This window comes from Lysobacter arseniciresistens ZS79 (assembly GCF_000768335.1).
GTDB lineage: Bacteria > Pseudomonadota > Gammaproteobacteria > Xanthomonadales > Xanthomonadaceae > Novilysobacter > Novilysobacter arseniciresistens.
Genome location: NZ_AVPT01000020.1, coordinates 1 through 23,069 on the forward strand (window position 1 = coordinate 1; position 23,069 = coordinate 23,069).

A 23,069-nucleotide genomic window follows, 5' to 3' on the forward strand; every position below is an offset into this window, starting at 1 on the left:
GATCTGAAGAAGACAGTTGCTCCTACAGGCGGCCCGGGTCGACCAGCCGGTCGGCCAACGGACCACGGACCACGGGCCAACGGGCCGATGATCCCGCCGGGCGATCTCAGCCCGGTGCCGGAGCGAACGGCTCCGCGAAATGTGCGTAGCCGGCGCGCCCTGGCGTCCACGGCGCACCACTGCGATCCCGCGCGACGACACCGGCACCGTCGACGACCCGGCCGACGCGGGCCAACGCCACGCCGGTGGCGGCGCCGAGGGCCTCGATCCGTTCCCGCCGGTCGGCCGGCGCGGTGAAGCACAGCTCGTAGTCGTCGCCACCGCCGGCCTGCAACGACCGGCGCTCGCCCTCGTCGAACGCATCGCGCAGGGCGGCCGAACACGGCAGCGCATCGATGTCGATCCCGGCGCCGACCCCGCTGGCGCGGCAGACGTGGGCGAGGTCGGCGAGCAGGCCGTCGGAAACGTCGACCGCGGCATGCGCGAGCCCGGCCAGGCCACGCCCGAGCTGAACCCGCGGCGTCGGCCGGTCCAGCCGAGGCCGCAGCCGCGGCAACGCCTCGTCCGTCGCATCCGCCGGCCCCGCCGCCAGCACCGGACCGGCCTCGCAGGCGGCCGCGACCACGGGTTCCGGCCGCTGCAGCAGCGCCAGCGCGCCGGCGGCGTCGCCGAGCGTGCCGCTGACCCAGATGTCGTCGCCGGCCCGCGCGCCGTCGCGGCGCAGCGCCCCGCCCGGCTCCACCAGCCCGTGCACGGTCACGCCGATCGACAGCGGACCGCGGGTGGTGTCGCCGCCGACCAGCGCCACGCGATGCGCGCCCGCCAGTTCGAGGAAGCCGTCAAGGAAGCCGTCGAGCCACTCCGCGTCGGCCTCCGGCAGTGACAGCGACAGCGTGCACCAGGCCGGTTCGGCCCCCATCGCGGCAAGGTCCGAGAGGTTGACCGCGAGCGCCTTCCAGCCGATGTCGGCCGCGGCGGTGCCGTGCGGGAAGTGCACGCCGGCGTTGAGGGTGTCGGCGGCGACCACCAGCTGCCGGCCGGGCGCGACCTCGAGGATCGCGGCGTCGTCGCCGATGCCGAGCACGACGTCGTCGCGCGACGCCACCCGGGCACGGATCCGGTCGATCAGGTCGAACTCCATCGCTCCTCCCCGCGTGCACGTCATGCCACGCAACCGGTCGCCCGATGCGGCAACCGGCGCTCGCGTCAGCGCTTGCGCGCGGCGTTCGCCTCGACCGCGCGCCACTCCGCCGCGGCGTGGTCGAGCACGCCGTTGACGTAGGTATGGCCATGCTCGGCGCCAAACCGCTTGGCGGTCTCGATCGCCTCGTTGATCACCACCCGGTACGGCACGTCGGGACGGTGGCGCAGCTCGTAGGCGGCAATCCGCAGCACCGCGCGCTCGATCGCGTCGACCTGTTCGATCTCGCGGTCGAGGAACGGCGCCAGCGCGGCGTCGAGCTCGTCGCGGTGGTCGGCCACGCCGTGCACCAGGTCCTCGAAGTAGGCCAGGTCGGCCACCTCGCGCGCCTGCTCGTGGGCGAACTGGGCGACCACCTCGCGTGCCTTCGCACCCGACAGCTGCCAGGCGTACACCGCCTGCAGCGCGCGGCGACGGGCGCGCGAACGCGCGACGGGATCGATGCCATCGGGGCGGCGACGGTTCATGCCAGTTGCTCCAGGAGGTGGGCCATCTCGATCACCGCCAGCGCGGCTTCCTCGCCCTTGTTGCCGTGGGTGCCGCCGGCACGCGCCTCGGCGTCCTCGAACCGCTCGACCGCGAGCACGCCGTTGCTGACCGGCACGCGGTGATCGACCTGCACCCGCATCAGGCCTTCGCTGCAACGGTCGGCGACGTGCTCGTAGTGGCGGGTGTCGCCGCGGATCACGCAGCCCAGCGCGACGATGCCGGCGTGGCGGCCGGCCGCGCCGAGGCCGGCGGCGACCAGCGGCAGCTCCCACGCACCCGGCACGCGCACCACGTCGACCGCCTCCTCGGCCACGCCGTGGTCGGCGAAGGCCTTGCGGGCGCCGGCGACGAGGGTGTCGGTGATGCGCGGGTTCCAGCGGCTGGCGATGATCGCGAAACGCGCGCCGGCAGGGCTGCGCAGGTCGCCTTCGATATGGGGCATGGGCGGGTCGGTGGCGATTGGAGGGGTAGTTTAGCGGGGTTGGCGGCCGCGGCCGGGCGGGTCAGACGTACTCGACCACTTCCAGTCCGAACCCGGCCAGGCCGATCTGCTTGCGCGGGGTACCCAGCACGCGCAGCTTGCCGAGGCCGAGGTCGGCGAGGATCTGGCCGCCGGCACCGTTGCGGCGCCACTCGCTCAGCGCCTGGCCGCGTCCGGGTCTGTCGCCCTCGGGCTGCTCGCGGATGCGGGCCAGCAGCGCGTCGGGGCCGGCGGACTCGCCCAGCAGCACCAGCGCGCCATGGCCTTCGGCGGCGATGGTGGCCAGCACCTCGCCGACCGCCGGGCCGAAGTCGGCGCGGCGCCAGCGCAGGGCGTCGCTCAGCGGATTGAGCATGTGCACGCGTACCAGGGTCGGGCGCGCCGGGTCGGGCTCGCCGCGCTGCAGGGCGAAATGCAGGCCGTGGCTGAGCCGGTCGCGGTAGGTCACCAGCTGGAACGGGCCGTGGTCGGTCTCGATGTCGCGCGCATCGACGCGCTCGACCGTGTGCTCGGTCTCCAGCCGGTAGCGGATCAGCTCCTCGATCGAGCCGATCTTCAGGCCGTGCTCGGCCGCGAACTTCTCCAGTTCCGGCCGCCGCGCCATGGTGCCGTCGGCGTTGAGGATCTCGACCAGCACGCCGGCCGGCTCCAGTCCCGCCATCAGCGCCAGGTCGGCCGCCGCCTCGGTGTGGCCGGCGCGGTTGAGCACGCCGCCCGGCTGGGCCTGCAGCGGGAAGATGTGGCCGGGTTGGCTGAGGTCGGCCGGCGCCGCGTCCGGGCGTACCGCGGTGCGGATGGTGTGGGCGCGGTCGTAGGCGCTGATACCGGTGGTCACGCCCTCGGCCGCCTCGATGCTGACGGTGAAGTTGGTGTGGTGCTGCGAGGTGTTGTCGCGGACCATCGGCGGCAGCCCGAGCTGGGCGCAGCGCTCGCGGGTCAGCGACAGGCACACCAGCCCGCGCGCGTGGGTGACCATGAAGTTGATGTCGGTCGGCTTGACCAGCTCGGCGGCCATGATCAGGTCGCCCTCGTTCTCGCGGTCCTCGTCGTCGACGATCACCACCATGCGGCCGGCGCGGATCTCCTCGAGCAGTTCGGGGACGGGGGCGAAGCTCATGGCTGGACTCCGGGTTCGGATGCGGGCGGCGACAGCAGGCGCTCGACGTAGCGGGCGACCAGGTCGACCTCGAGGTTGACGGCGTCGCCCGGACGGGTGCCGGCGAAGGCGGTGTGGGCGACCGTGTGCGGGACCAGCGCGACGTCGAAGCCGGCATCGTCGACCGCGTTGACGGTCAGGCTGACGCCGTCGACGCAGATCGAGCCCTTCTTTGCGACGTAGCGCAGCACCGCGGCCGGCGCGGTGAAGCGCCAGCGCTGGGCGCGGGCGTCCTCGGTGATCGCAGCGACCGCGCCGACGCCGTCGACATGGCCGCTGACGAGGTGGCCGCCGAGGCGGTCGTCGGGCCGCATCGCGCGCTCGAGGTTGACCGCGGCGCCCAGCGGCAGGCGGCCGAGCGTGGTCAGCGACAGGGTCTCGGTGGAGGCGTCGGCCTCGAAGGAGCCTGCATCGAACGCAACCACGGTCAGGCAGGTGCCGTTGACCGCGATGCTCTCGCCCATGCGGACGTCGTCGAATGGCAGGCTGCCGACCTCGATCCGCAGCCGGGCGTCGCCGCCACGGGCCTCGCGCACGGCCAGCCGGCCGACGCCCTCGATGATGCCGGTGAACATCAGCGCGCCCCCCGCGCCGGACGAAGCGGCGGACAGGTGGCGGCGGCGGTGTCGGTTCGGAGCATGGCGATGTTTCCCGCGTCGATCAGCGAAAAACGCCACAAGGCATGGCGCACGCGCGGCACGTGGCCGGGCGGACGCCGTCTTCTTTCATCCGGACTGTGACCGTCGGCTCCGGCATCGGACCGGATCTGCTAACCCTGCGGCGGTACGTTGCCGGAGGCGCTCGCGGGCTCGTCGGCGCGGCTGCTGGAGCCGGGCGACCTACCGCCGGTGGGGAGTTCCGCCCCGCCCTGAAGACGTTACTGGTGTTGGTGCGCCGCGGTGGCGGCCGGCGAATTCTAGCACCGCGGCCGGTGGTGGCCGGCCCGCGGGCGGAACGCTGCGTTCGTGGATGGTCAGCCCCGGGGCTGCAGCAGCACCCGGATATCGCCGCCGATCACCCGCGAGTCGACGATCTCCATCTGCATCCGGTCGGCCATGTGTTCGATGTTGAGGCCGTCGAACAGCGGCCGCGCCTTCGAGCCCAGCAACACCGGCGCCACGTACAGCAGCAGTTCGTCGACCAGCCCGGCGTCCATGAACGCCGCCGCCAGGGTCGCGCCGGCCTCGACGTGGACCTCGTTGATGCCGCGCCCGGCCAGCAGCTTGAGCACCGCGTTGAGGTCGAACCGGCCGTGGTCGACCTCGACCACCGCCAGCTGCGCCGAGATGCCGCGGGTGAGCTTGGTCTGCGGCGCGTGGACGTACAGGGTCGGCGCGTCGCCCTCGCGCACCCGGCCGCGGTGGATCGTCGCCAGGCCCGGATCGAGCACCACCCGCAGCGGTGGCTCGAACGGGGTGTCGTCGCCCAGCCGCACGGTCAGCGACGGGTCGTCGGCCAGCACCGTGCCGGCGCCGGTGACGATCGCGCCGGCACGCGCGCGCCACTGCTGCACGTCCTGGCGCGAGGCCTCGCACGAGATCCATTTGGATTCGCCACTGGCCAGCGCGCTGCGGCCGTCAATGCTGGTGGCCAGCTTGACCCGCACCCACGGCCGGCCGCGCACGATCCGCGACAGGTAGCCGCGGTTGAGGTGTCGCGCCTGTGCCTCCATCAGGCCGTGGGCGACCTCGATGCCGGCCGCGGACAGGCGGTCGAAGCCGGCGCCGTCGACCTCGGGGAACGGGTCGCGCATCGCCGCGACCACCCGCACCACCCCGGCCGCGGCCAGCGCGTCGGCGCAAGGGCCGGTGCGGCCGGTGTGCGCGCACGGCTCCAGCGTCACGTAGACGGTCGCGCCCTTGGCCCGCTCACCGGCGGCCTCCAGCGCGACCACCTCGGCATGGGCCTCGCCGGCGCGCCGGTGGAAGCCCTCGCCGACCACCTCGTCGCCGTGGGCGATGACACAGCCGACCATCGGGTTGGGCCGGGCGGTGAACGCCCCGCGCTCGGCCAGGCGCAGCGCGCGGGCCATCATCAGGTGGTCGGTGGCGGTGAAATCGGACATCGGGCACTCCCCTGTCCGGCGCCTGTGCGGGGTTCGCTCAGCGCCGGCGTGGCTTGTTGGATGGCGCGGCCGCCTCGCCGCCGAGCAGCGGCAGCTGGCCTTCGCCGGAACTGTCGTTCTCGAGGCGGTCGAGCTCCTCGCGGAAGTCGGCCACGTCCTCGAACGCGCGGTACACCGAGGCGAACCGCACGTAGCCGACATGGTCGAGCTTGCGCAGTTCGGCCATCACGAACTCGCCGACCCGCATCGACGGCAGTTCGCGCTCGGCGGTCATGCGCAACTGGTGCACCACCGCGCGCACCGCCGCCTCGATCTGCTCCTCCGACACCGGCCGCTTCTGCAGCGCGCGGTCGAAGCCCGAGCGCAGCTTGCGCGCGTCGAAGGCCTCGCGGCGGCCGTCGGACTTGATGATCACCGGCAGCTTCAGCTCGATCGTCTCGAGCGTGCTGAAGCGCTCGCCACAGGCCTCGCAGACGCGGCGGCGGCGGATGGTGGCGCCGTCATCCGACACCCGCGAGTCGATCACGCGGGTGTCGGCGTGCTGGCAGAAGGGACAGTGCAAAGGTCGGCCGGCTCAGCCGTAGACCGGGAACCTGCGGCACTGCGCGGACACCGCCTCGCGCACGCGCCCGATCACCGCCTCGTCCTTCGGCGCGTCCAGCACGTCGCACAGCCAGTTGGCCAGCTCGACGCAATCGGCTTCCTGGTAGCCGCGGGTGGTCACCGCCGGGGTGCCGATGCGCAGGCCGGAGGTCACGAACGGCTTCTGCGGGTCGTTCGGCACCGCGTTCTTGTTGACGGTGATGTGGGCGCGGCCGAGCGCGGCCTCCGCGTCCTTGCCGGTGATGCCCTTGCCGATCATGTCGACCAGCATCAGGTGGTTCTCGGTGCCGCCGGAGACGATCTTGTAGCCACGCTCGACGATCACCTTCGCCATCGCCTGCGCGTTCTTCACCACCTGCTGCTGGTAGGCCTTGAACTCCGGCTCCAGCGCCTCCTTGAAGGCCACCGCCTTGGCCGCGATGACGTGCATCAGCGGGCCGCCCTGGATGCCGGGGAACACGATCGACTGCAGCTTCTTGACCAGCTCCTCGGACGGGTCCTTCGCCACGATGATGCCGCCGCGCGGGCCGCGCAGGGTCTTGTGGGTGGTCGAGGTGACCACGTGCGCGTGCGGCAGCGGGTTCGGGTACACGCCGGCGGCGACGAGGCCGGCGACGTGGGCCATGTCGACGAAGAAGATCGCGTCAACCGAGTCGGCGATCGCGCGCAGCCGCGCCCAGTCGATCTTCTGCGAGTAGGCGCTGAAGCCGCCGACCAGCATCTTCGGCCTGTGCTCGGTGGCCAGGCGCTGGACTTCGTCGTAGTCGATCAGGCCGTCGTCGTTGACGCCGTACTGGACCGCGTTGAACAGCTTGCCGGAAATGTTGACCTTGGCGCCGTGGGTCAGGTGGCCGCCGTGGGCCAGGCTCATGCCGAGGATGGTGTCGCCGGGGCTCAGCAGCGACAGGTAGACGGCCTGGTTGGCCTGGCTGCCCGAGTGCGGCTGGACGTTGGCGTAGTCGGCCCCGAACAGCTGCTTGAGCCGGTCGATCGCCAGCTGCTCGGCGACGTCGACGTGCTCGCAGCCGCCGTAGTAGCGCTTGCCCGGATAGCCTTCAGCGTACTTGTTGGTCAGCACGCTGCCCTGCGCCTCCATCACGCGCGGGCTGGCGTAGTTCTCGCTGGCGATCAGCTCGACGTGGTCTTCCTGGCGCCGGCGCTCGTCGGAGATGGCCTGGGCGAGTTCGGGGTCAAAGCCTTCGATGCGTGCGTCGCGCGGGAACATTGCCGCTCCGGGTCGGTGGGGAGAGCGACGAGTTTAGCCGGCGGCGAGGGACGGGGCCATTTTGACGGGGCCGGGACATCGCGGATCGGGGCCGGCTTCGGGTAGGAGCGACGTGAGTCGCGACCTGTACACCCTCTCGACGGTTCGGCGGGTCGCGACTCACGTCGCTCCTACCAGGGAGAGCCCACGTGCCGCGCGAGCCGGCCGATGAACGAACCTCCGCCGCCCCCGCTGCAGCCGGCGCCGCGATCCGCGATAATGGTGGGCTTCTGAATCCCCCCTCCCCCGGCCCTGCCCCGCAGGCCGCCGGGCGCACGCCTGCGGAGCACCCATGTCGCAATACATCTACACCATGAACGGCGTCAGCAAGACCGTTCCGCCCAAGCGCCAGATCATCAAGGACATCTCGCTGTCGTTCTTCCCGGGCGCCAAGATCGGCCTGCTGGGCCTGAACGGCGCCGGCAAGTCGACCGTGCTGAAGATCATGGCAGGCGTCGACCAGGACTTCTCCGGCGAGGCCCGCCCGCAGCCGGGCATCAAGGTCGGTTACCTGGCGCAGGAGCCGGAGATCGACCCCGAGAAGACCGTCCGCGAAGCGGTCGAGGAAGGCGTCGGCGAAGTGCTCAATGCGCAGGCCGAGCTGGAGAAGGTCTACGCCGCCTACGCCGAGGACGGCGCCGACTTCGACGCGCTGGCCAAGGAGCAGGAGCGGCTGGAGGCGATCCTCGCCGCCGGCGACGCGCACACCCTCGAGAACCAGCTGGAGGTCGCCGCCGACGCGCTGCGCCTGCCGCCGTGGGATGCCATCGTCGGCAAGCTTTCCGGTGGCGAGAAGCGCCGCGTCGCGCTGTGCCGCCTGCTGCTGCAGAAGCCCGACATGCTGCTGCTGGACGAGCCCACCAACCACCTCGACGCCGAGTCGGTCGAGTGGCTGGAGCAGTTCCTCGCCCGCTACACCGGCACCGTGGTGGCCGTCACCCACGACCGCTACTTCCTCGACAACGCCGCCGAGTGGATCCTCGAGCTCGACCGCGGCCGCGGCATCCCGTGGAAGGGCAACTACACCGACTGGCTGGTCCAGAAGGAAGAGCGCCTGAAGCAGGAAGAGAACCAGGAAAAGGCCCGCCAGAAGGCGATCCAGAAGGAGCTGGAGTGGTCGCGGCAGAACGCAAAGGGCGGCCGCTCCAAGGGCAAGGCGCGACTGGCGCGGCTGGAGGAGCTGCAGGCGGTCGACTACCAGAAGCGCAACGAGACCAACGAGATCTTCATTCCGCCGGGCGAGCGCCTGGGCAACTCGGTGATGGAGTTCCGCAACGTCAGCAAGAAGTTCGGCGACCGGCTGCTGATCGACGACCTCAGCTTCATCGTCCCGCCGGGCGCGATCGTCGGCATCATCGGTCCGAACGGCGCCGGCAAGTCGACCCTGTTCAAGATGATCACCGGGCAGGAGAAGCCGGACTCGGGTGAAATCATCACCGGCCCGACCGTGCAGCTGGCCTACGTCGACCAGAGCCGCGAGGCGCTGGAGGGCGACAAAAACGTGTGGGAGGAGGTGTCCGGCGGGCGCGACATCCTCAACATCAACGGCATCGAGATCCAGTCGCGCGCCTACATCGGCCGCTTCAACTTCAAGGGCCAGGACCAGCAGAAGCGCGTCGGCTCGCTGTCGGGTGGTGAGCGCGGCCGCCTGCACATGGCCAAGACCCTGCTGCAGGGCGGCAACGTGCTGCTGCTCGACGAACCGTCCAACGACCTCGACATCGAGACGCTGCGTGCGCTGGAAGACGCGCTGCTGGAGTTCCCCGGCAACGTGTTCGTGATCAGCCACGACCGCTGGTTCCTCGACCGCATCGCGACCCACATCCTGGCGTTCGAGGGCGACAGCCACGTCGAGTTCTTCCCGGGCAACTACCGCGAGTACGAGGAAGACAAGAAGCGCCGCCTCGGTGACGACGCCGGCCCGCACCGGTTGCGGTTCAAGGCGTTGAAGTGATGCAGTGGCGCCCGCGGCGACGCGGGCGCTCCGTCGTGGGATCGGCGGTTCTGTAGGAGCGACGTGAGTCGCGACCCGCCGAGCGCCCGGGACAATGTACAGGTCGCGACTTGCGTCGCTCCTACAATGGCGGCGAACCGGCCTCCAGTAGTCGGCAATAGCGAGGAACGACGATGGCATTCATGCAGGCACTCAGGGACCGCTGGTCCGCCGCCGACTCGCTGGTCTGCGTCGGGCTCGACCCGGAACCGTCGAAGTTCCCGGCCCGCTTCCGCGGCGACGACGACGCGGTGTTCAACTTCTGCCGCGACATCGTCGACGCCACCGCGCGGCACGCCTGCGCGTTCAAGCCGCAGATCGCGCACTTCGCCGCGCTCGGCGCCGAAAGCGCGCTGGAGCGGCTGGTCGCCCATATCCACGACGCGCATCCGGGCGTGCCGGTGATCCTCGACGCCAAGCGCGGCGACATCGGCAGCACCGCGCAGCATTACGCGGCCGAGGCCTTCGACCGCTACGCCGCCGATGCGGTCACCGCCAACCCGTACCTCGGCCGCGACTCGGTGCAGCCCTTCCTCGACCGCGCCGACCGCGGCGTGGTGATCCTGTGCCGCACCTCCAACCCCGGTGCGAGCGACCTGCAGGATCTGGTCGTCGCCGACGGCAACGGCGCCGGCCGGCCGCTGTACCAGCACGTCGCGGCGACCATCGCGCGCGACTGGAACGGCCACGGCAACTGCGCGCTGGTGGTCGGCGCGACCTGGCCCGATCAGCTGCGCGAAGTCCGCGCGATCGTGGGCGACATGCCGTTCCTGGTGCCGGGCGTCGGCGCCCAGGGTGGCGATGTCGAGGCGGTGGTGCGCAACGCCAGGACCGCCGACGGCACCGGCCTGATGGTCAGCTCGTCGCGGGCGATCCTGTACGCCTCCCCCGGCGACGATTTTGCCGACGCGGCCGCCGACGCGGCGCGGACGTTGAAGGAGCAGGTCAACCGGTACCGGTGAGCCGCGGACGCGGCGCCGGCCTGGCGACGCGGCCGTGCGTCCCGTGCCCGTAGGAGCGACGTGAGTCGCGAACCGCTGGAAGTCGTGTCGCGACGATCAGCGCGTAGTCCGGCCGGGCGACCCCGCGTTGAATCCCGCGCCGGTGAACGGTCGGCGGGTCGCGACTCACGTCGCTCCTACGAAAACCGGCGGGTCGTTCAGCGGCTGCGCCACCAGGCGCGCGCGGCGGCGAGCGGGAAGCGCAGCCAGATCGCCGCCCACACCGCGGCGCGCAGCGGCCAGCCCCGGTGCGGCGCCTCGAACCGGCCGAAGTAGCGCCACAGCCCGCGGTGCTTGTGCCACTCGACGAACAGCGGGCGCGAGCGACTCGACACCCCGCGCACGTGCAGCACGCGCACGCGGTTGGCGACCGCGACGTTGGCGCCCGCCAGCCGCGCCCGGCGGCACAGGTCGAGGTCCTCGGCGTGCAGCCGGTAGCCCTCGTCGAAACCGTCGAGCCGCTCGAACAGCCCGCGCGGCATGAACATCAACGCCCCCGAGACCGCGTCGACCGGCTGCAGTTCGAGACCGTCGTCGACGGCGACCGCCATCGCTCCGCGTCCAGCTCCCGCCCCATCCGCGCGCCGGCCGGCCAGCCTCGCCAGCATCGCGCCGAAATCCGGGTCGCGCCGGCGCGCGGCGGGGTCGCGGACGCCGTCCTCGCCGACCAGGTCGACGCCGAGCAGCACCTCGCCGCGCGGCGCCGCCAGGGTGCGCAGGCGCGCGAGCGTGTCGGCCGCGACCATCGCGTCGGGATTGACGAACGCCAGCCACGCCACGCCAGGCGCGCCGGCCACCGCATCCGCCGCGCCCTGGTTGCAGCCCACGCCAAAGCCCGGATTGTCGGGATTGGCGATGAAGCGCACACGCGGGTCGGCGCTGGCATGGCGCTGGGCGATCGCCAGGGTGTCGTCGCTGGACTGGTTGTCGACCACGCGGATCGAGCCGACGCCGGCCGCGGCGCGCAGGCGGCGCAGGCAGTCGTCGAGGGTCGATTCGCTCTGGTGGGTCACCACCACCGCGGCGATGTCGGCCGCGGCGGGGAGGTCGACGGCGTCGCTCATGGGGCGGTCGGCGTGGTGTCGGTACGGTCCGCGTCGACGGCGGCCGCGTCTCCGGCGTCACCGGCCCCTGCGTCCGCGACTCCGCACGCGGACTCGGCCGTCGCCGGGAACAGGTCCGGCTGCGCCTCCGGCGGGCCGATGGTGGCGAACAGGTCGGCCAGCTCGGCGCGGGCGGCGCGCAGCGGGTCGCGCATCAGGAAGCCGGCCACGCGCGCGTGCCAGTCCGGCCAGCGCGCCGCGAGACGGTCGGTGTCGCCCTCGAACGGACCGCCCTCGGCTGCCCGGGCGACGAACGCCGACCCGCACAGCACGTTGCGCCAGCCCAGCCCGGCGAGCCGCAGCGACAGGTCGATCAGGCCGGCGTACCAGGAACCGTAGCTCTCGGTGTCGAGCCCGCCGACGCGCCGGCGGGCGCTGCCGCGCAGCAGCACGCAGTGGTCGATCGCCGCCGGCAGCTCCGGCGTCACCGCCGGCATCCGCGCGGCGGCACGGGCCAGGCGCTCGTGGTCGCGCGGCATCGGGGATATCTCGCCGATCCGCGGCCAGCCAGCGGCCTCGCCGGCATTGCTCCAGGGCGTCGCGGTGGCGATCGAGCCGTCGCCGGCCAGGCAGGCCGCGAGCCGCCCGAGCCAGCCCGGCAGCGGCACCGCGTCCGGCGCCAGCACCGCCACGTCGGCGTCGCCACAGGCGCCCAGCACCTCGTCGAGGTGGGCGACCTCGCCGATCGGCCGCTGCCGGCGGGTGTAGTCGGCGCGCAGCCGGGTGGTCGCCATCCAGTGTTCGATCACCGCGCAGCCACGCGGGCCGGCGCGGGCGTCGTCGGCCAGCCACAGCCGCGTGCCCGGCGGCGTGCCGGCCTCCAGCGCGGCCAGGCAGGCATCCAGCGCGACGTCGTCGCTGCCGACCGGCAACACCACGATCGGCAACTCAGCCATGCCGCGCTCTTTCCCCGCTCACCATGCCGCGAGCTTACGGCTCGCGATACAGCGGTTCCAGCGCGCGGAAGCGGCGGCCGTACTCGTCGGTGAGTTCGCGCGTCTCCATCGGGTTGCGGACGATCGTCGGGGTCAGCAGCACGATGGTCTCCTCGCGCCGGGTCGCCGAGGACTGGGTGCCGAACAGGCCGCCGATCACCGGGATCCGGCTCAGCCCCGGGAAACCCGACGAGCCGCGGGTGACGCTGTCGCGGATCAGGCCGGCCAGCATCACCGTGTCGCCGCTCTGGATCGCCGCCTCGGTCTTGAGCTTGCGGGTGTCGATGCGGACGTTGCCGTTGCGGTCGGGTTCGCCGCCGGGCGCGCTGACCTCCTGCACGATGTCGAGGAACACCATGCCGTCGCGCGACACCCGCGGCCGCACCTTGAGGATCACGCCGGTGTCGAGGTACTGCACCTGGCTGTAGCTGGTGTCGTTGCCGACGCCGGGGTTGACCGTCACCGACGACACCGGGATCCGGCTGCCGACGTTGAAGGTCGCCTCGGCGTTGTTGCGCACCAGCACTGACGGGCTCTGCAGCATGTTGACGTCGGTCACCGCGTCGAGCGCGCTGATCACCGCCGCGGCGTTTCGGCCGAGGAACTCCCAGACCACGCCGCCGGGGTTGTTGACGCCACGGCCGACGCTGCCGGCCAGCGCGCTCCAGGTGTCGCGGCCAACCGCGTCGGGGAAGCCGTTGTCGGTCACCGCGCGCTCGAAGAACCAGTTGACGCCGTATTCCAGCGCGCCGCTGAGCTGCACCTCGACCACCTGCGCCTCGATGTGGACCTGCATCGGCATCACGTCGAGCTGGCCGATCACGTCGACGATCGACTGCCACGCCTGCGGGCTGGCACGCACCAGCAGCGAGTTGGTCTCCTCCACCGCCGACACGCCCACCTCGCTGCCCTCGACCTCGAGGCTGACGCTGGCGTTGCCGTCCTGCGACGCGCCCAGCGACATGCCGCCGCCACCGGCCGTATCGCCACCGCCCTTGCCGCCGATCGTCACGCTGCTGGTGCCGTCGCGGCCGGAATCGATCTCGACCGACTCCAGCCCCGGCATCAGGCTCGGCGGGCGGCTGTCGCCACCGCCGCCACCGCCCGACGACGAGGCGCCGAACACCTCGGCCAGCCGGTCGGCCAGGTCTCGCGCGCGGATGTACTTGAGCGGGTACGAGTACAGCCGGGTGCCGCTGCCGCCGTCGATCCGCTCCAGCCACTGCTGGATGTCGTCGAGGTAGTCGGCCTGCGGGGTGATCACCATCACCGCGTTGGCGCCTTCCAGCGGCATGAAGCGGAACATGCCGGCGACCGGCGACTTGCTGGTCTCGCCGAACACCTTCTCGAGGTCGGCGACGACCCGCTCGGGGTTGCCCGACTGCAGCGGGAACACGCCGACCGACATGCCCGACAGCCAGTCGACGTCGAAGATCTCGATCGTGCGCAGGTAGTTCTGCAGCTCCGCGCGGGTGCCGCCGATGCTGATGACATTGCGCGCGGCGTCGGTGCCGACGATCGCGTTGGGACGCGCGTAGGGTTCGAGGATCTTCTTCATCTCCTCGGCCGAGACGTAGCGCAGCGGCACCGTGCGGACCTCGAAGCCGCGCGCGTTGGCGGCGCCGCCGGTGCGCGGGGCGACGTTGCCGGCCAGCGCCTGGTCGGCCGGGACAATGTTGTAGCGGCCGCCGCTGTAGACCATGCGGGCGTTGTTCCAGCCCAGCACCTGGTCGAGCAGGCTGATCGCCTCGGCCGGGCTGACCGGGTTGGGCGTGGCCAGCGTCACCGTGCCCTGCACGCCGGGCGCGATCACGTAGTTCTGGCCGAGCATGTCGCCGAGGATCGCCTTGACCACGGCGTGCAGCGACTCGCCCTCGAAGTTGAAGGTGGCCGCGCCGGAGGTGCCGCCGAGGTTCGGCGGCAGCGCGCTGGCGGCGGCCTGGTTGATGACCTGGCCGGTGCCGCGGCGGATCTGCGGCTGCGGGCCGGTGGCGGCGGCCAGCGGCTCGGTGACCGTGCCGCCGCCGACCACGGTGGCGCCGGCCTCGGCCGCGAGCGCATCGGTGCCGGCGGTGTGCATCCGCACGCCGGCGCTGCCCGCGGTACTGGCGGCACCGTCGCGGCGCACGCTCGGCACCGGGGTGCTGGCGCAGGCGGCCAGCAGCACGGCGACCAGGCCGGCCAGCACCGGCAGGAGGGACCAGCGGCGGGGCGCCCGGGGGGAGGCGCGCCGCGGCGGTCGCGACAGGAGTCGGGGGAACGGCTTCATGCGTGCACTCTACGGGCTCTGGACCGGCGGTTGCCGGAGCGGGGGTCGGGGCGGCACGGGCGCGGGTTCACCGTGCAGCCGGGCGCGGCGGGCCTGGATGCGCGCGCGGATCGCTTCCATGCGGGCGTCGTCGGGGCTGGGCGCGGCGCCGGCGGACGCGTCCTCGGCCGACTCGGCCTCGGCATTCGCACCGGCCTGGGCATCGGCCGGCGCATCGCTGCGCGGGGCGGGCGCGGCGCTGGCGGAGGTGCGTGCACCGGCGCCCGGCCGGGCGGCGCCGGGCGACATCGCATCCGGCGACGGCGAGCCGACTTCGGTCGGGCGCGCGCCGCCGACCCCGTCGAACACCCGCAGCCCGAGCGTGCGCTGCCCCTCGGGGCCTTCGAACACCGCGCTGCGCTCGCTCAGCCCGCTCAGGCGCCAGGACGGGTGGGATTCGGGCGCGTCGCCCAGCCGCACGCGCACCGACTCGCCACCGTCGGCGGGCTGGATGATCGCCAGCTTCAACCGCGGCGTGATCATCACGCTGGTCAGCTGGTAGTCGAACGCGGTCGACTCGGCCTCCTCCCCGCCTTGCAGGAAGAACGGCGCCGGCTGGCGGTCGGGCGAGAACAGCGGGCGCGCGGCGATCCCGGCGTACTGCCCCGGCGCGCCAAGCCGCGCCGGCGGGGCCGGGCGGACCGGCGGCAGCGGCTGCAGCAGCGTCGGGTCATCGGGCAGCGGCACGACCCGCCCGCCCATGCCGGCGGCCGCCAGCACCCAGGCCAGCAGCGCCCATCCGGCCACGCCGGCGAGCAGCCAGGTGCGCGGGCCGGCGTCTTCAATCCGCACGCGGCGCCTCCTTCGGTGCGAGGTAGCCCGACAGGTCGAACGCGACATCCAGCCCGCCGCTGCCGGTCGGCTCACCCCGGCCGGGGCTGAAGTACATGCGCTGGGCGAGGATGTTGAGGTTGCCGACGAACAGCCGCGGCGCGCCGCTCTCCAGCGAGTGCAGCACCGCCGCCAGTTCCGGCGTGCCGCAGCGCAGCCGCACCTGCACCACCACCCGCGTATGCGGCTCGCGGCTGTCGGCGGCCAGCGGCGAGCGGTTGGTGATCATGCAGCTGCGGTTGCCGGGGCTGGCCTGGCCGACCACGGTTTCGAGCCGCTGGATCAGGCTGGCGGTGGCCAGCTCGGGGTTGGACTCGGGCAGGAAGCCGGGGCGGCCGTCCATCTGCGCGCGCACCGCCTCCAACCGTCGGCTGACCTGCGGCGCCTGCTGCAGCTGCATGCGCAGCCGCAGCTCGCGCTGCTGCAGCGACTCGATGCGCTCGCCGGCCTCGAGCATCGGCACCGTCCACCACGGGTGGACGAGCACCGCGTAGGCCAGCGCCAGCAGGAGCAGCAGCGCCCCAAGCGCGAGCCAGCGGTCGCGGGCGGCGACGCGGCTCGCGGGGCGGTCAGCGGCGGTCATCGGCGTCCTCTTTGGCGGCGGCGGCCGCGTCCGGCGGCGGGCCGAGTTCGGCGACGAGGGTGAAGCGGTCACGGCCGCTGGCCGGGTCGGGCTGCAGCGCGCCCGCCAGCGCCGGCGAGTGCCACAACGGCGAGCCCTGCAGCCGCCCGACCAGCGCCGCGGCCTCGCGACTCAGGCCGATCAGCATCAGGCGCCGGTCGTCGATCGAGAGCTTTTCCAGGTAGGTGCCGTCGGGCAGGCGCCGGGTCAGTTCGTCGACCACCTCGATCGCGGTCGGGCGCTCGGCGCGGCTGCGGTCGAGGAAGGCCTGGCCCGCGATCAGCCCGGCCAGCTGCTGGCGCTCCGCGGCGGCGCGGCGGCCGGCGGCGGCATCGGCGGCGATGCGCTGCTCGAGCGCGTCGGCGGCGTCGCGGCGGTTATCGAGCAGTTGCCAGGCCAGCGCCACCACCAGCAGCGCGGCGACCGCGGCCAGCGCAAGGTTCCACAGCAGCCACGGGTCGCGACTGCGGTGGCGCTGCGCCGGCGGCAGCAGGTTGACCGCGACCGGGACACCCCCGGCGGTGGCCGCGTCGACGCCGGCCAGCCGCCCGGCCAGCGGGCCCAGCGCCGCCAGTTGCGGTTCCAGCACGTGGCGCGGCACCACCACGAGTTCGGCGTCGAGCTGGCCATCGCCGTCGCGACGACCGACGACGCGGGCGTCGTACACCACCGCGTCGGCGCTGAACGGTGTCTGCCGGTCGATCTCGAAACCCGCCACGTCGCGCAGGCGGCCTGCCGCGGCGGCGGGCAACCGCAGGCGGCGGCGCAGGCCGTGCGCGGGCGCCAGCAGCAGCCAGCGCGGCAGGTCGGCGACCGCCGGGGCCAGCAGTTTCGCCAGCGGGTCGGCGGCGGCGGGCTCCGCGTCCGCCGCCGGCAGCGGCACCCGGCCGAGGTCTTCCACCGCATCGCCGCGCTGCACCCGCAGCTGCAAGCCGTCGCCGTCGACCTGCATCAGCAGCCGGCCGCGGTCGAAGCCGAGCACGCGGCGCCAGCGTGCCGGCAGCCACGCGGCGAGCGACGTGGCCCACCAGCGCAGGGCACCGCCCGCGCCGGGCCGGAAACGCGCACCGATGTCTCCCAGGCGGCCGCCCGGACGGATCCCCAACCGGCTCATCGTGGTGAAGCTCCCTCCTCCCAATCCAGCACGGTATACGCCATCCCGGGGGCCGAACCGCCCGCGCGCACCACCGCCCTCAGCAGCGACTCGCGCCCATCGGCCAGCCGCGCAAGGCTCTCGATACTATACGTACCGCTGTGGCCCGCCCCGCCGCCCGGCAACGGCGCGGTGCCCGGCGGTGCCGCACGCTGCGCCACCAGCGCCTCGCCGTCCAGCCCAATCGCCTCCAGCACCGGCGCCGGGGCGAACTCCGGCTGCGGCCGCGGCAGGCCACTGTGCACCGTCACGTTGGGCGCGACCAGCGCGTACAGCTGCGGGGTGAAGCCGAGTACCTGCTCGAGCTCGGCGATGCCCTCGAACGCCGCATCCTTGGCGCCGTACGGGCGCCCGGCCGAGGCGTAGTCCGGGTCCTCGGCGCCGCCGGCGGGCTGGGTCAGCGGGTCGGGATCGCGCCAGTCGATGATCGCCGCGGCCAGCCGCGCGGCGTCGGCGGGGTCGCTGCCGAGCGCTTCCAGCAGGCCCGCCAGCACGCCGGCGTCGGCCTGGTTGAGGTCGAGCTTGCCGCTCTCGTCGACGATCCGCACCTCCACCTCGGCGCCGGCGTACCGCCACGGGTACGGCTGGCCGTCGGGGCGCCACCGGCGCTCGGGCTGGACCTCGACGAGCCGCGTCATCGCGTACTCCAGCCCGGCGCGCGCGGCGTTCTGCGCCACCAGCCCGCGGACCAGCACCCGGCCCTGCATGTGCTCGACCCGCGCCACCAGCGCGAAGCCGCCGACCAGCGCGGTCAGCAGCACCACCAGCCACAGCACCAGCAGCAGCGCCGCGCCGCGTGCACGGGTGCGTGCAACGCTCATCGCAGCCCCCCCATGAAACCGTCGGCGCCGGCCCCGCCGGCCTGCGGCAGGGCGATCCGCAGCGGCGGCCACTCCCTGCCGTCCAGGTCGCTGATGCTGACCTCGACCAGCAGCGGCAGCCGGTCGGCCGCCTCCCACTCGTCCCGCCATTCACCCAGCGCGCCGGTTTCGGGGTCGAGCGCGCGGTAGCGGAAACGCACCTCGCCGAGGCCGTCGACCAGTTGCTCGGGCGGGCGCGGTTCGGCCGGCGCGATCGTCTCGCCGGCCAGCACGATGCGGAAATCGACTTCGATCCGCGCCTCGTCGCCGTCGCGGTGGACCTGCAGGTCGTGCAGGTGGGGGCCACCGCGGCCGAGGTAGTCGGGCAGGTCGGCGACGAAGCGCATGCGCTCGGCGCTGCCGACGAAGCGCTGCGGCACCAGGCTGTCCTCGTCGGTGGCGAACGCCAGCGGCCGCGCGGCGGCGATGCGCTTGCGCAGGAAGCCCTCGACCGCGCGGATGCGCTCGCTGCGCTGGGCCAGCGACTCGCCGCGGTGGGCGGTGCGGGTGGCGGCGCCGAGGGTCGAGAACGCGATCGCCAGCCCGGCGGCGAGCAGCACGGTCGCCAGCAGCACCTCGATCAGGGTGAAACCGCGCGCGGCGGCGGCGCGGGCCGTCACGGCATCACCAGCGTGTTGCCGGCCGGGGCCAGGCGCAGGCTGCGCAACTCCAGCCGCTCGCGCGGACCGCCGTCGCCCCACTGCACGGTCAGCGCGAGTTCCAGCAGGCGCGGACCAGCGGCGGGCGCGGGCGTGGCCGGCGGCAGCGGCTCGGCCCACGGCCGCACCTGCAGCGACCAGCGGTAGCGGCCGTCGTCGAACTCGCCGTCGCGGCGACCCGGTTCCAGCGCCTCGCCGACGCCGACGGTGTCCAGCAGCGACTGCGCGTGCAGCGCGGCGCGACCGGCATCGCCCGACCAGCGCACCTGCCGGGTCGCCCCCGACAGCGTACCCAGCAGCAGCCCGAGCGCGAGCGCCAGCAGCGCGAAGGCGACGATCACCTCCAGCAGCGAGTAGCCGCGCTGGCGGCGCGCGGGGGCCGGCCGGCGCCTCACCCGTCCTCCCCGTCGCGTTCGATCGTGACCTCGCCGGTCAACCAGGCGACGTCGACGTTCCAGGCCGCCGAATCGCGCCGCAGCTGGATCCGGCCGCCGGTCGCGGCACCGTCGCCGAAGAACATCACCGCACCCTCGCCGCGGCTCGGCTGCACCTCGCGCGCGCCGATGAAGCGCACGTCCAGCGCATCGGGGATCTCGCCATCGCGGCCGCCCGGTGCCTGCCAGGTGCGCGCGGCCGGGTCGATCACGAACCGCTGCGGCTGGCCGGTCGCGATCGCCCGGGTGCGGGTGTAGCGCAACTGCGCGGCGATCTCCTTGGCGGTCGAGCGCAGCTGCGCGCCGGCGAAGCCGCCGGTGAACGCGGCCGCCGCGAGCACGCTGGTGGCGGCGACCAGCCCGACCACCAGCAGCATCTCCAGCAGCGACACGCCGCGCACCCGCCGGGCCGGCGCGTGCACGCCCGGCGGCCGGCGGCGCGGGGGCGCGGCGCTCATCGGTTACTCGTAGCGGATGTCGCCGTCGACGCTGCTGCCGCCGACCTTGCCATCCTTGCCGAGGATCACCAGGTCGAACGGCCCGCTCTCGCCGGGCGCGCGGTACTCGACCGGGTGGCCCCACGGGTCGGCCAGCTCGGCGGACTTGGCGTACGGGCCGAGCCAGCCGGCGGCGTCGCCGGGCTCGGTGACCAGCTCGTCGAGGGTGGCCGGCAGGCGCCCGGTATCCATCTGGAACGCCTCCACCTTCTGCGCCAGCGTGGTCACCTGCGACTTGGCGAGGTTGGCCTTGGCACGGTCGGCGCCACCGAGCACGCGCGAACCGACGAAGGTCAGCACCGCGCCGATCAGCACGATCACGATGATGATCTCGATCAGGCTCATGCCGGCCTGGCGGGCGGGCGACGGGGAGCGGAGGGAACGGCGGTTTCGCATTGCGGTTGTCCTTTCGTGAGCGGTTTTCGGGGGAATCGTCGGCGTCGGCCTAGCCGACCGCGTTGGTCAGGTCGTACAGCGGCGTCAACACCGCCATCACCACCACGCCGACCACGCCGGCCAGCACCACGGTAACGATCGGCACCAGTGCGGCCAGCATCCGGTCGAGCGCCAGCGAGGTCTGGTGCTCGAAGGTCTCGGCGGTCCTGACCAGCATCGCGTCGAGCTCGCCGGATTCCTCGCCGACCTGGATCATCTGCAGTGCCAGCCGCGGGAAGCGCTTGCCGCGGCCGAGCGCGGTCGACAGCGCGACGCCGTTCTTGACCTCGGTGGCGGCGGCCTCCACGTCGGCGGCGAGCACGCGGTTGTCCATCACTTTCTGCGCGATGCCCAGCGCGGCCATCAGCGGCACGCCATTGCGTACCAGGGTGCCGAGCGTGCGCGCCAGCCGCGCGGTCTCGATCTTGCCGACCAGCCCGCCGAAGAACCGCCGGCGCAGCAGCCAGCCGTCGAGCCACTCGCGGAACACCGGGTCGCGGCGCTTGCGGTCGACCCACAGCAACAGCAGCGCCGGCACCACCACCAGCACGATCCACCAGTCGCGCACCAGCAGCCCGACGCCGAGCACGATGCGGGTGAACAGTGGCAGGGTCGCGTCCAGGCTCTCGTACATCTGGGCGAACTGCGGCACCACGTAGCCGAGCAGGAACAGCAGGCTCAGGCCGACCATCACCAGCAGGATCGCCGGGTAGATCAGCGCGTTGACCACGCGCCCGGCCAGCGCGCGCGAGCGCTCGAGGTAGTCGGCCAGCCGCGACAGCGTCTCGTGCAGGCTGCCGCCGGCCTCGCCGGCGCGGACCATGTTGACGTACAGCCGCGAGAACGTGCCGTGCTGGCGCTCCAGCGCGGTCGACAGCGGGCTGCCGCCGCGCACCGCGTCGCGCACATCGCTGATGGTGCGGCGGGCGGCCTCGTCCTCGGGCAACTCCAGCAGGATCGTCAGGGCGCGGTCGAGCGGCTGGCCGGCGCCGAGCAGCGTCGCCAGCTGCTGGGTGAACTGCACAAGCCGCTCGCCGGCGAACGGCCGGGGCTTGAACAGTGCCTTCCAGCTGGTCGCGCCGCCGCCCTCGCTGGCCAGCCGCGCCTCCACCGGCAGGTGGCCCTGCTCCTGCAGCCGCGCCGCCACCTCGCGGTCGCTGGCGGCCTCCATCTGGCCGTCCAGCAGCTCGCCGCGCGCGTTGAGCGCCTTGTAGTGGTACAGCGCCACCGGTCAGCCCTCCTCCGTGACCCGGAGGACTTCCTCGATCGTGGTCAGCCCGGCCAGCGCCTTGGCGATGCCATCCTCGTACATGGTGCGCATGCCGGCCTCGCGTGCGATCCGCTCGATCTCGCCCATCCCGGCGTGGCGCATCACCGCGCTGCGCAGGGCGTCGTCCATCAGCATGAATTCCATGATCGTGGTGCGGCCCTGGTAGCCGGTCGGCGCGCCCGCCGACGGGCCGGGGCGGTACAGCTGGATCTCGCCCTCGGGCTGGTAGCGGCGCAGGCCGAACTTCCCGATCTGTTCGTCGGTGGCCGGGTAGCGCACCGCGTGGGTCGGCTCCAGCCGCCGCACCAGGCGCTGGGCGAGGATGCCGTTGACGGTCGAGGTCAGCAGGTAGTCCTCGACGCCCATGTCGAGCAGGCGGGTGATGCCGCCGGCGGCGTTGTTGGTGTGCAGCGTCGACAGCACCAGGTGGCCGGTCAGCGCCGACTGGATCGCGATGCGCGCGGTCTCCAGGTCGCGCATCTCGCCGATCATGATGATGTCCGGGTCCTGGCGCACGATCGAGCGCAGCGCGTGCGAGAAGTCCAGCCCGATCTGCGGCTTGGCCTGGATCTGGTTGATGCCCTCGATCTGGTACTCGACCGGGTCCTCGACGGTGATGATCTTGACGTCGGGCGTGTTGAGCTGGCTCAGCGCGGTGTACAGCGTGGTGGTCTTGCCCGAGCCGGTCGGCCCGGTCACCAGCAGGATGCCGTGCGGCTGCTCCAGCACCTTGCGGAACTGCGGCAGGAAGCTGTCGGTGAAGCCCAGCCGCTTGAAGTCCAGCACCACCGACTCGCGGTCGAGCAGGCGCATCACCACGCTCTCGCCGTGCGCGGTCGGCACCGTGCTGACGCGCAGGTCGAGCTCCTTGCCCTGCACCCGCAGCATGATCCGGCCGTCCTGCGGCAGCCGCCGCTCGGCGATGTTGAGCTTGCCCATGATCTTGATGCGGCTGATCACCGCCGCGGTCAGGTTGACCGGCGGGCTCTCGCCGTCGATCAGCACGCCGTCGACGCGGTAGCGCACCTTGAGCCGGTTCTCAAACGGCTCGATGTGGATGTCGGAGGCGCGCAGCTCGACCGCGCGCTGGATCAGCAGGTTGACCAGCCGGATCACCGGCGCCTCGGAGGCGAGGTCGCGCAGGTGCTCGACGTCGTCGAGGTCGCTGCCCTCGCCCTCGGCGGTCTCCACAATCGCGCCCATAGCGCTGCGGCCCTGGCCGTACCAGCGCTCGACCAGGTCGTCGATCTCCGAGCGCAGCGCGACCTTGGCGAACACGTGGCGGCCGGTCGCCAGGCGGACCGCATCGAAGATGTACGGGTCCTGCGGGTCGGCCATGTACGCGTCGACCGACAGCGTGTTCTCGCTGCGCACGCAGACGTGGAACTGCTTCATGAACTTGACCGACAGCGCGACGCCTTCGGGCGGCAGTTCGGGCGCGTTGCTGGTGCTGACCAGCGGCAGGTCGAGTACCTCGGCGACGGTTTCGGCGTGGTCGCGCTCGGACACCAGCCCGAGCCGGCCCAGCAGCGCCAACAGGCTGCCGCCGGTCTCCGCCTGCAGGCGGCGCGCGCGGGCGAGGTCGGCCTCTTTCAGCCGTCCTTTTTCAAGCAGAGCCTCGATGACCGGGCGTTCGCCGGGACCGGGCTCCGCCGCGCCGTCATGCCCGCCAACCGTGGCTTCCGCTGCTGCGTTCACGCCGCCCTCCT

The 23,069-nt window shown here is 72.9% G+C and carries 22 protein-coding genes, 1 pseudogene and 1 riboswitch; of the genes and pseudogenes, 2 read left to right on the forward strand and 21 right to left on the reverse strand.

What is annotated here, in order from left to right; translation table 11 throughout:
- Positions 1-106: 106 nt before the first annotated feature.
- The 8 genes from thiL to glyA form a co-directional block, all read right to left on the reverse strand.
- The gene (thiL, locus tag N799_RS10095) at positions 107-1,141 is read right to left on the reverse strand and encodes a thiamine-phosphate kinase (RefSeq protein WP_036211809.1); all 1,035 of its coding nucleotides are present in this window, start codon (positions 1,139-1,141) and stop codon (positions 107-109) included.
- A 65-nt stretch (positions 1,142-1,206) separates the two neighbouring features.
- The gene (gene nusB, locus N799_RS10100) at positions 1,207-1,668 is read right to left on the reverse strand and encodes a transcription antitermination factor NusB (RefSeq protein WP_036211812.1); all 462 of its coding nucleotides are present in this window, start codon (positions 1,666-1,668) and stop codon (positions 1,207-1,209) included.
- Positions 1,665-2,132 (reverse strand): 6,7-dimethyl-8-ribityllumazine synthase, encoded by a 468-nt coding sequence (ribH, locus tag N799_RS10105; RefSeq protein WP_036211815.1) that lies wholly within the window; start codon positions 2,130-2,132, stop codon positions 1,665-1,667. The genes nusB and ribH overlap by 4 nt, the downstream gene beginning before the upstream one ends.
- 61 nt (positions 2,133-2,193) lie before the next feature.
- Positions 2,194-3,288 carry a 3,4-dihydroxy-2-butanone-4-phosphate synthase gene (gene ribB / locus N799_RS10110; protein WP_036211818.1) on the reverse strand — a complete coding sequence of 365 codons (1,095 nt, stop codon included), beginning with the start codon at positions 3,286-3,288 and terminating at the stop codon, positions 2,194-2,196.
- The gene (locus tag N799_RS10115) at positions 3,285-3,902 is read right to left on the reverse strand and encodes a riboflavin synthase (RefSeq protein ID WP_036211821.1); all 618 of its coding nucleotides are present in this window, start codon (positions 3,900-3,902) and stop codon (positions 3,285-3,287) included. The genes ribB and N799_RS10115 overlap by 4 nt, the downstream gene beginning before the upstream one ends.
- Positions 3,903-4,040: 138 nt before the next feature.
- A riboswitch (FMN riboswitch) is annotated at positions 4,041-4,207 on the reverse strand.
- Between the two features lie 93 nt (positions 4,208-4,300).
- Positions 4,301-5,392, reverse strand: a complete 1,092-nt coding sequence (gene ribD, locus N799_RS10120; protein WP_036211825.1) for a bifunctional diaminohydroxyphosphoribosylaminopyrimidine deaminase/5-amino-6-(5-phosphoribosylamino)uracil reductase RibD — start codon at positions 5,390-5,392, stop codon at positions 4,301-4,303.
- A 37-nt stretch (positions 5,393-5,429) separates the two neighbouring features.
- Positions 5,430-5,954 carry a transcriptional regulator NrdR gene (nrdR, locus tag N799_RS10125; RefSeq protein WP_036211828.1) on the reverse strand — a complete coding sequence of 175 codons (525 nt, stop codon included), beginning with the start codon at positions 5,952-5,954 and terminating at the stop codon, positions 5,430-5,432.
- Between the two features lie 12 nt (positions 5,955-5,966).
- A complete protein-coding gene (gene glyA / locus N799_RS10130; RefSeq protein ID WP_036211831.1) occupies positions 5,967-7,220 on the reverse strand; it encodes a serine hydroxymethyltransferase in 1,254 nt (417 codons plus the stop codon).
- 331 nt (positions 7,221-7,551) lie between these two features.
- Here glyA and ettA point away from each other — a divergent pair, with 331 nt between their 5' ends.
- Together ettA and pyrF are read left to right on the forward strand one after the other, a co-directional pair.
- Positions 7,552-9,213: an energy-dependent translational throttle protein EttA gene (gene ettA, locus N799_RS10135; protein WP_036211835.1), complete on the forward strand. Its 1,662-nt coding sequence runs from the start codon at positions 7,552-7,554 to the stop codon at positions 9,211-9,213.
- Between the two features lie 173 nt (positions 9,214-9,386).
- Positions 9,387-10,214 (forward strand): orotidine-5'-phosphate decarboxylase, encoded by an 828-nt coding sequence (gene pyrF / locus N799_RS10140; RefSeq protein WP_036211838.1) that lies wholly within the window; start codon positions 9,387-9,389, stop codon positions 10,212-10,214.
- A 197-nt stretch (positions 10,215-10,411) separates the two neighbouring features.
- Here the strand turns inward: pyrF and N799_RS10145 are convergent, their stop codons facing one another.
- The 13 genes and pseudogenes from N799_RS10145 to gspE form a co-directional block, all read right to left on the reverse strand.
- A complete protein-coding gene (locus N799_RS10145; protein WP_052101447.1) occupies positions 10,412-11,317 on the reverse strand; it encodes a glycosyltransferase in 906 nt (301 codons plus the stop codon).
- Positions 11,318-11,418: 101 nt separating this feature from the next.
- Positions 11,419-12,252 (reverse strand): annotated as a pseudogene (locus tag N799_RS10150) (glycosyltransferase family 2 protein); the annotation flags it as partial.
- Between the two features lie 34 nt (positions 12,253-12,286).
- Positions 12,287-14,560, reverse strand: a complete 2,274-nt coding sequence (gene gspD / locus N799_RS10155) for a type II secretion system secretin GspD (RefSeq protein ID WP_081974952.1) — start codon at positions 14,558-14,560, stop codon at positions 12,287-12,289.
- Between the two features lie 9 nt (positions 14,561-14,569).
- Positions 14,570-15,391, reverse strand: coding sequence for a hypothetical protein (locus tag N799_RS10160; RefSeq protein ID WP_052101448.1), 822 nt, complete (start codon positions 15,389-15,391; stop codon positions 14,570-14,572).
- Positions 15,381-16,013, reverse strand: coding sequence for a type II secretion system protein GspM (gspM, locus tag N799_RS10165; RefSeq protein WP_036211842.1), 633 nt, complete (start codon positions 16,011-16,013; stop codon positions 15,381-15,383). The genes N799_RS10160 and gspM overlap by 11 nt, the downstream gene beginning before the upstream one ends.
- Positions 16,000-17,166 carry a PilN domain-containing protein gene (locus N799_RS10170; protein ID WP_052101449.1) on the reverse strand — a complete coding sequence of 389 codons (1,167 nt, stop codon included), beginning with the start codon at positions 17,164-17,166 and terminating at the stop codon, positions 16,000-16,002. Before N799_RS10170 ends, gspM begins: the two co-directional genes overlap by 14 nt.
- Positions 17,163-18,026: a type II secretion system minor pseudopilin gene (locus tag N799_RS10175; protein WP_036211845.1), complete on the reverse strand. Its 864-nt coding sequence runs from the start codon at positions 18,024-18,026 to the stop codon at positions 17,163-17,165. Before N799_RS10175 ends, N799_RS10170 begins: the two co-directional genes overlap by 4 nt.
- Positions 18,023-18,685, reverse strand: coding sequence for a prepilin-type N-terminal cleavage/methylation domain-containing protein (locus N799_RS10180; RefSeq protein ID WP_036211848.1), 663 nt, complete (start codon positions 18,683-18,685; stop codon positions 18,023-18,025). Before N799_RS10180 ends, N799_RS10175 begins: the two co-directional genes overlap by 4 nt.
- The gene (gene xpsI, locus N799_RS10185; protein WP_036211851.1) at positions 18,682-19,119 is read right to left on the reverse strand and encodes a type II secretion system protein XpsI; all 438 of its coding nucleotides are present in this window, start codon (positions 19,117-19,119) and stop codon (positions 18,682-18,684) included. Before xpsI ends, N799_RS10180 begins: the two co-directional genes overlap by 4 nt.
- Positions 19,116-19,616, reverse strand: coding sequence for a type II secretion system protein XpsH (gene xpsH / locus N799_RS10190; protein ID WP_036211854.1), 501 nt, complete (start codon positions 19,614-19,616; stop codon positions 19,116-19,118). Before xpsH ends, xpsI begins: the two co-directional genes overlap by 4 nt.
- Before the next feature lie 3 nt (positions 19,617-19,619).
- Positions 19,620-20,051, reverse strand: a complete 432-nt coding sequence (gene gspG, locus N799_RS10195) for a type II secretion system major pseudopilin GspG (protein ID WP_036211857.1) — start codon at positions 20,049-20,051, stop codon at positions 19,620-19,622.
- A gap of 49 nt (positions 20,052-20,100) precedes the next feature.
- Entirely contained in the window at positions 20,101-21,318 is a 1,218-nt protein-coding gene (xpsF, locus tag N799_RS10200; RefSeq protein ID WP_036211860.1) for a type II secretion system protein XpsF, read from the reverse strand.
- Between the two features lie 3 nt (positions 21,319-21,321).
- Entirely contained in the window at positions 21,322-22,983 is a 1,662-nt protein-coding gene (gene gspE, locus N799_RS10205; RefSeq protein WP_052101452.1) for a type II secretion system ATPase GspE, read from the reverse strand.
- Positions 22,984-23,069 lie beyond the last annotated feature (86 nt).

Excerpts from the sequence above, each read along its gene's own strand:
- ribB (WP_036211818.1), bottom strand. The coding sequence starts at position 3,288 with ATGAGCTTCGCCCCCGTCCCCGAACTGCTCGAGGAGATCCGCGCCGGC.
- gspM (WP_036211842.1), bottom strand. The coding sequence starts at position 16,013 with ATGACCGCCGCTGACCGCCCCGCGAGCCGCGTCGCCGCCCGCGACCGC.
- thiL (WP_036211809.1), bottom strand. The coding sequence starts at position 1,141 with ATGGAGTTCGACCTGATCGACCGGATCCGTGCCCGGGTGGCGTCGCGC.
- N799_RS10175 (WP_036211845.1), bottom strand. The coding sequence starts at position 18,026 with ATGAGCGTTGCACGCACCCGTGCACGCGGCGCGGCGCTGCTGCTGGTG.
- xpsH (WP_036211854.1), bottom strand. The coding sequence starts at position 19,616 with ATGAGCGCCGCGCCCCCGCGCCGCCGGCCGCCGGGCGTGCACGCGCCG.
- N799_RS10115 (WP_036211821.1), bottom strand. The coding sequence starts at position 3,902 with ATGTTCACCGGCATCATCGAGGGCGTCGGCCGGCTGGCCGTGCGCGAG.
- gspD (WP_081974952.1), bottom strand. The coding sequence starts at position 14,560 with ATGAAGCCGTTCCCCCGACTCCTGTCGCGACCGCCGCGGCGCGCCTCC.
- N799_RS10170 (WP_052101449.1), bottom strand. The coding sequence starts at position 17,166 with ATGAGCCGGTTGGGGATCCGTCCGGGCGGCCGCCTGGGAGACATCGGT.
- pyrF (WP_036211838.1), top strand. The coding sequence starts at position 9,387 with ATGGCATTCATGCAGGCACTCAGGGACCGCTGGTCCGCCGCCGACTCG.
- ribD (WP_036211825.1), bottom strand. The coding sequence starts at position 5,392 with ATGTCCGATTTCACCGCCACCGACCACCTGATGATGGCCCGCGCGCTG.
- N799_RS10145 (WP_052101447.1), bottom strand. The coding sequence starts at position 11,317 with ATGAGCGACGCCGTCGACCTCCCCGCCGCGGCCGACATCGCCGCGGTG.
- ribH (WP_036211815.1), bottom strand. The coding sequence starts at position 2,132 with ATGCCCCATATCGAAGGCGACCTGCGCAGCCCTGCCGGCGCGCGTTTC.
- ettA (WP_036211835.1), top strand. The coding sequence starts at position 7,552 with ATGTCGCAATACATCTACACCATGAACGGCGTCAGCAAGACCGTTCCG.
- nusB (WP_036211812.1), bottom strand. The coding sequence starts at position 1,668 with ATGAACCGTCGCCGCCCCGATGGCATCGATCCCGTCGCGCGTTCGCGC.
- glyA (WP_036211831.1), bottom strand. The coding sequence starts at position 7,220 with ATGTTCCCGCGCGACGCACGCATCGAAGGCTTTGACCCCGAACTCGCC.
- gspG (WP_036211857.1), bottom strand. The coding sequence starts at position 20,051 with ATGCGAAACCGCCGTTCCCTCCGCTCCCCGTCGCCCGCCCGCCAGGCC.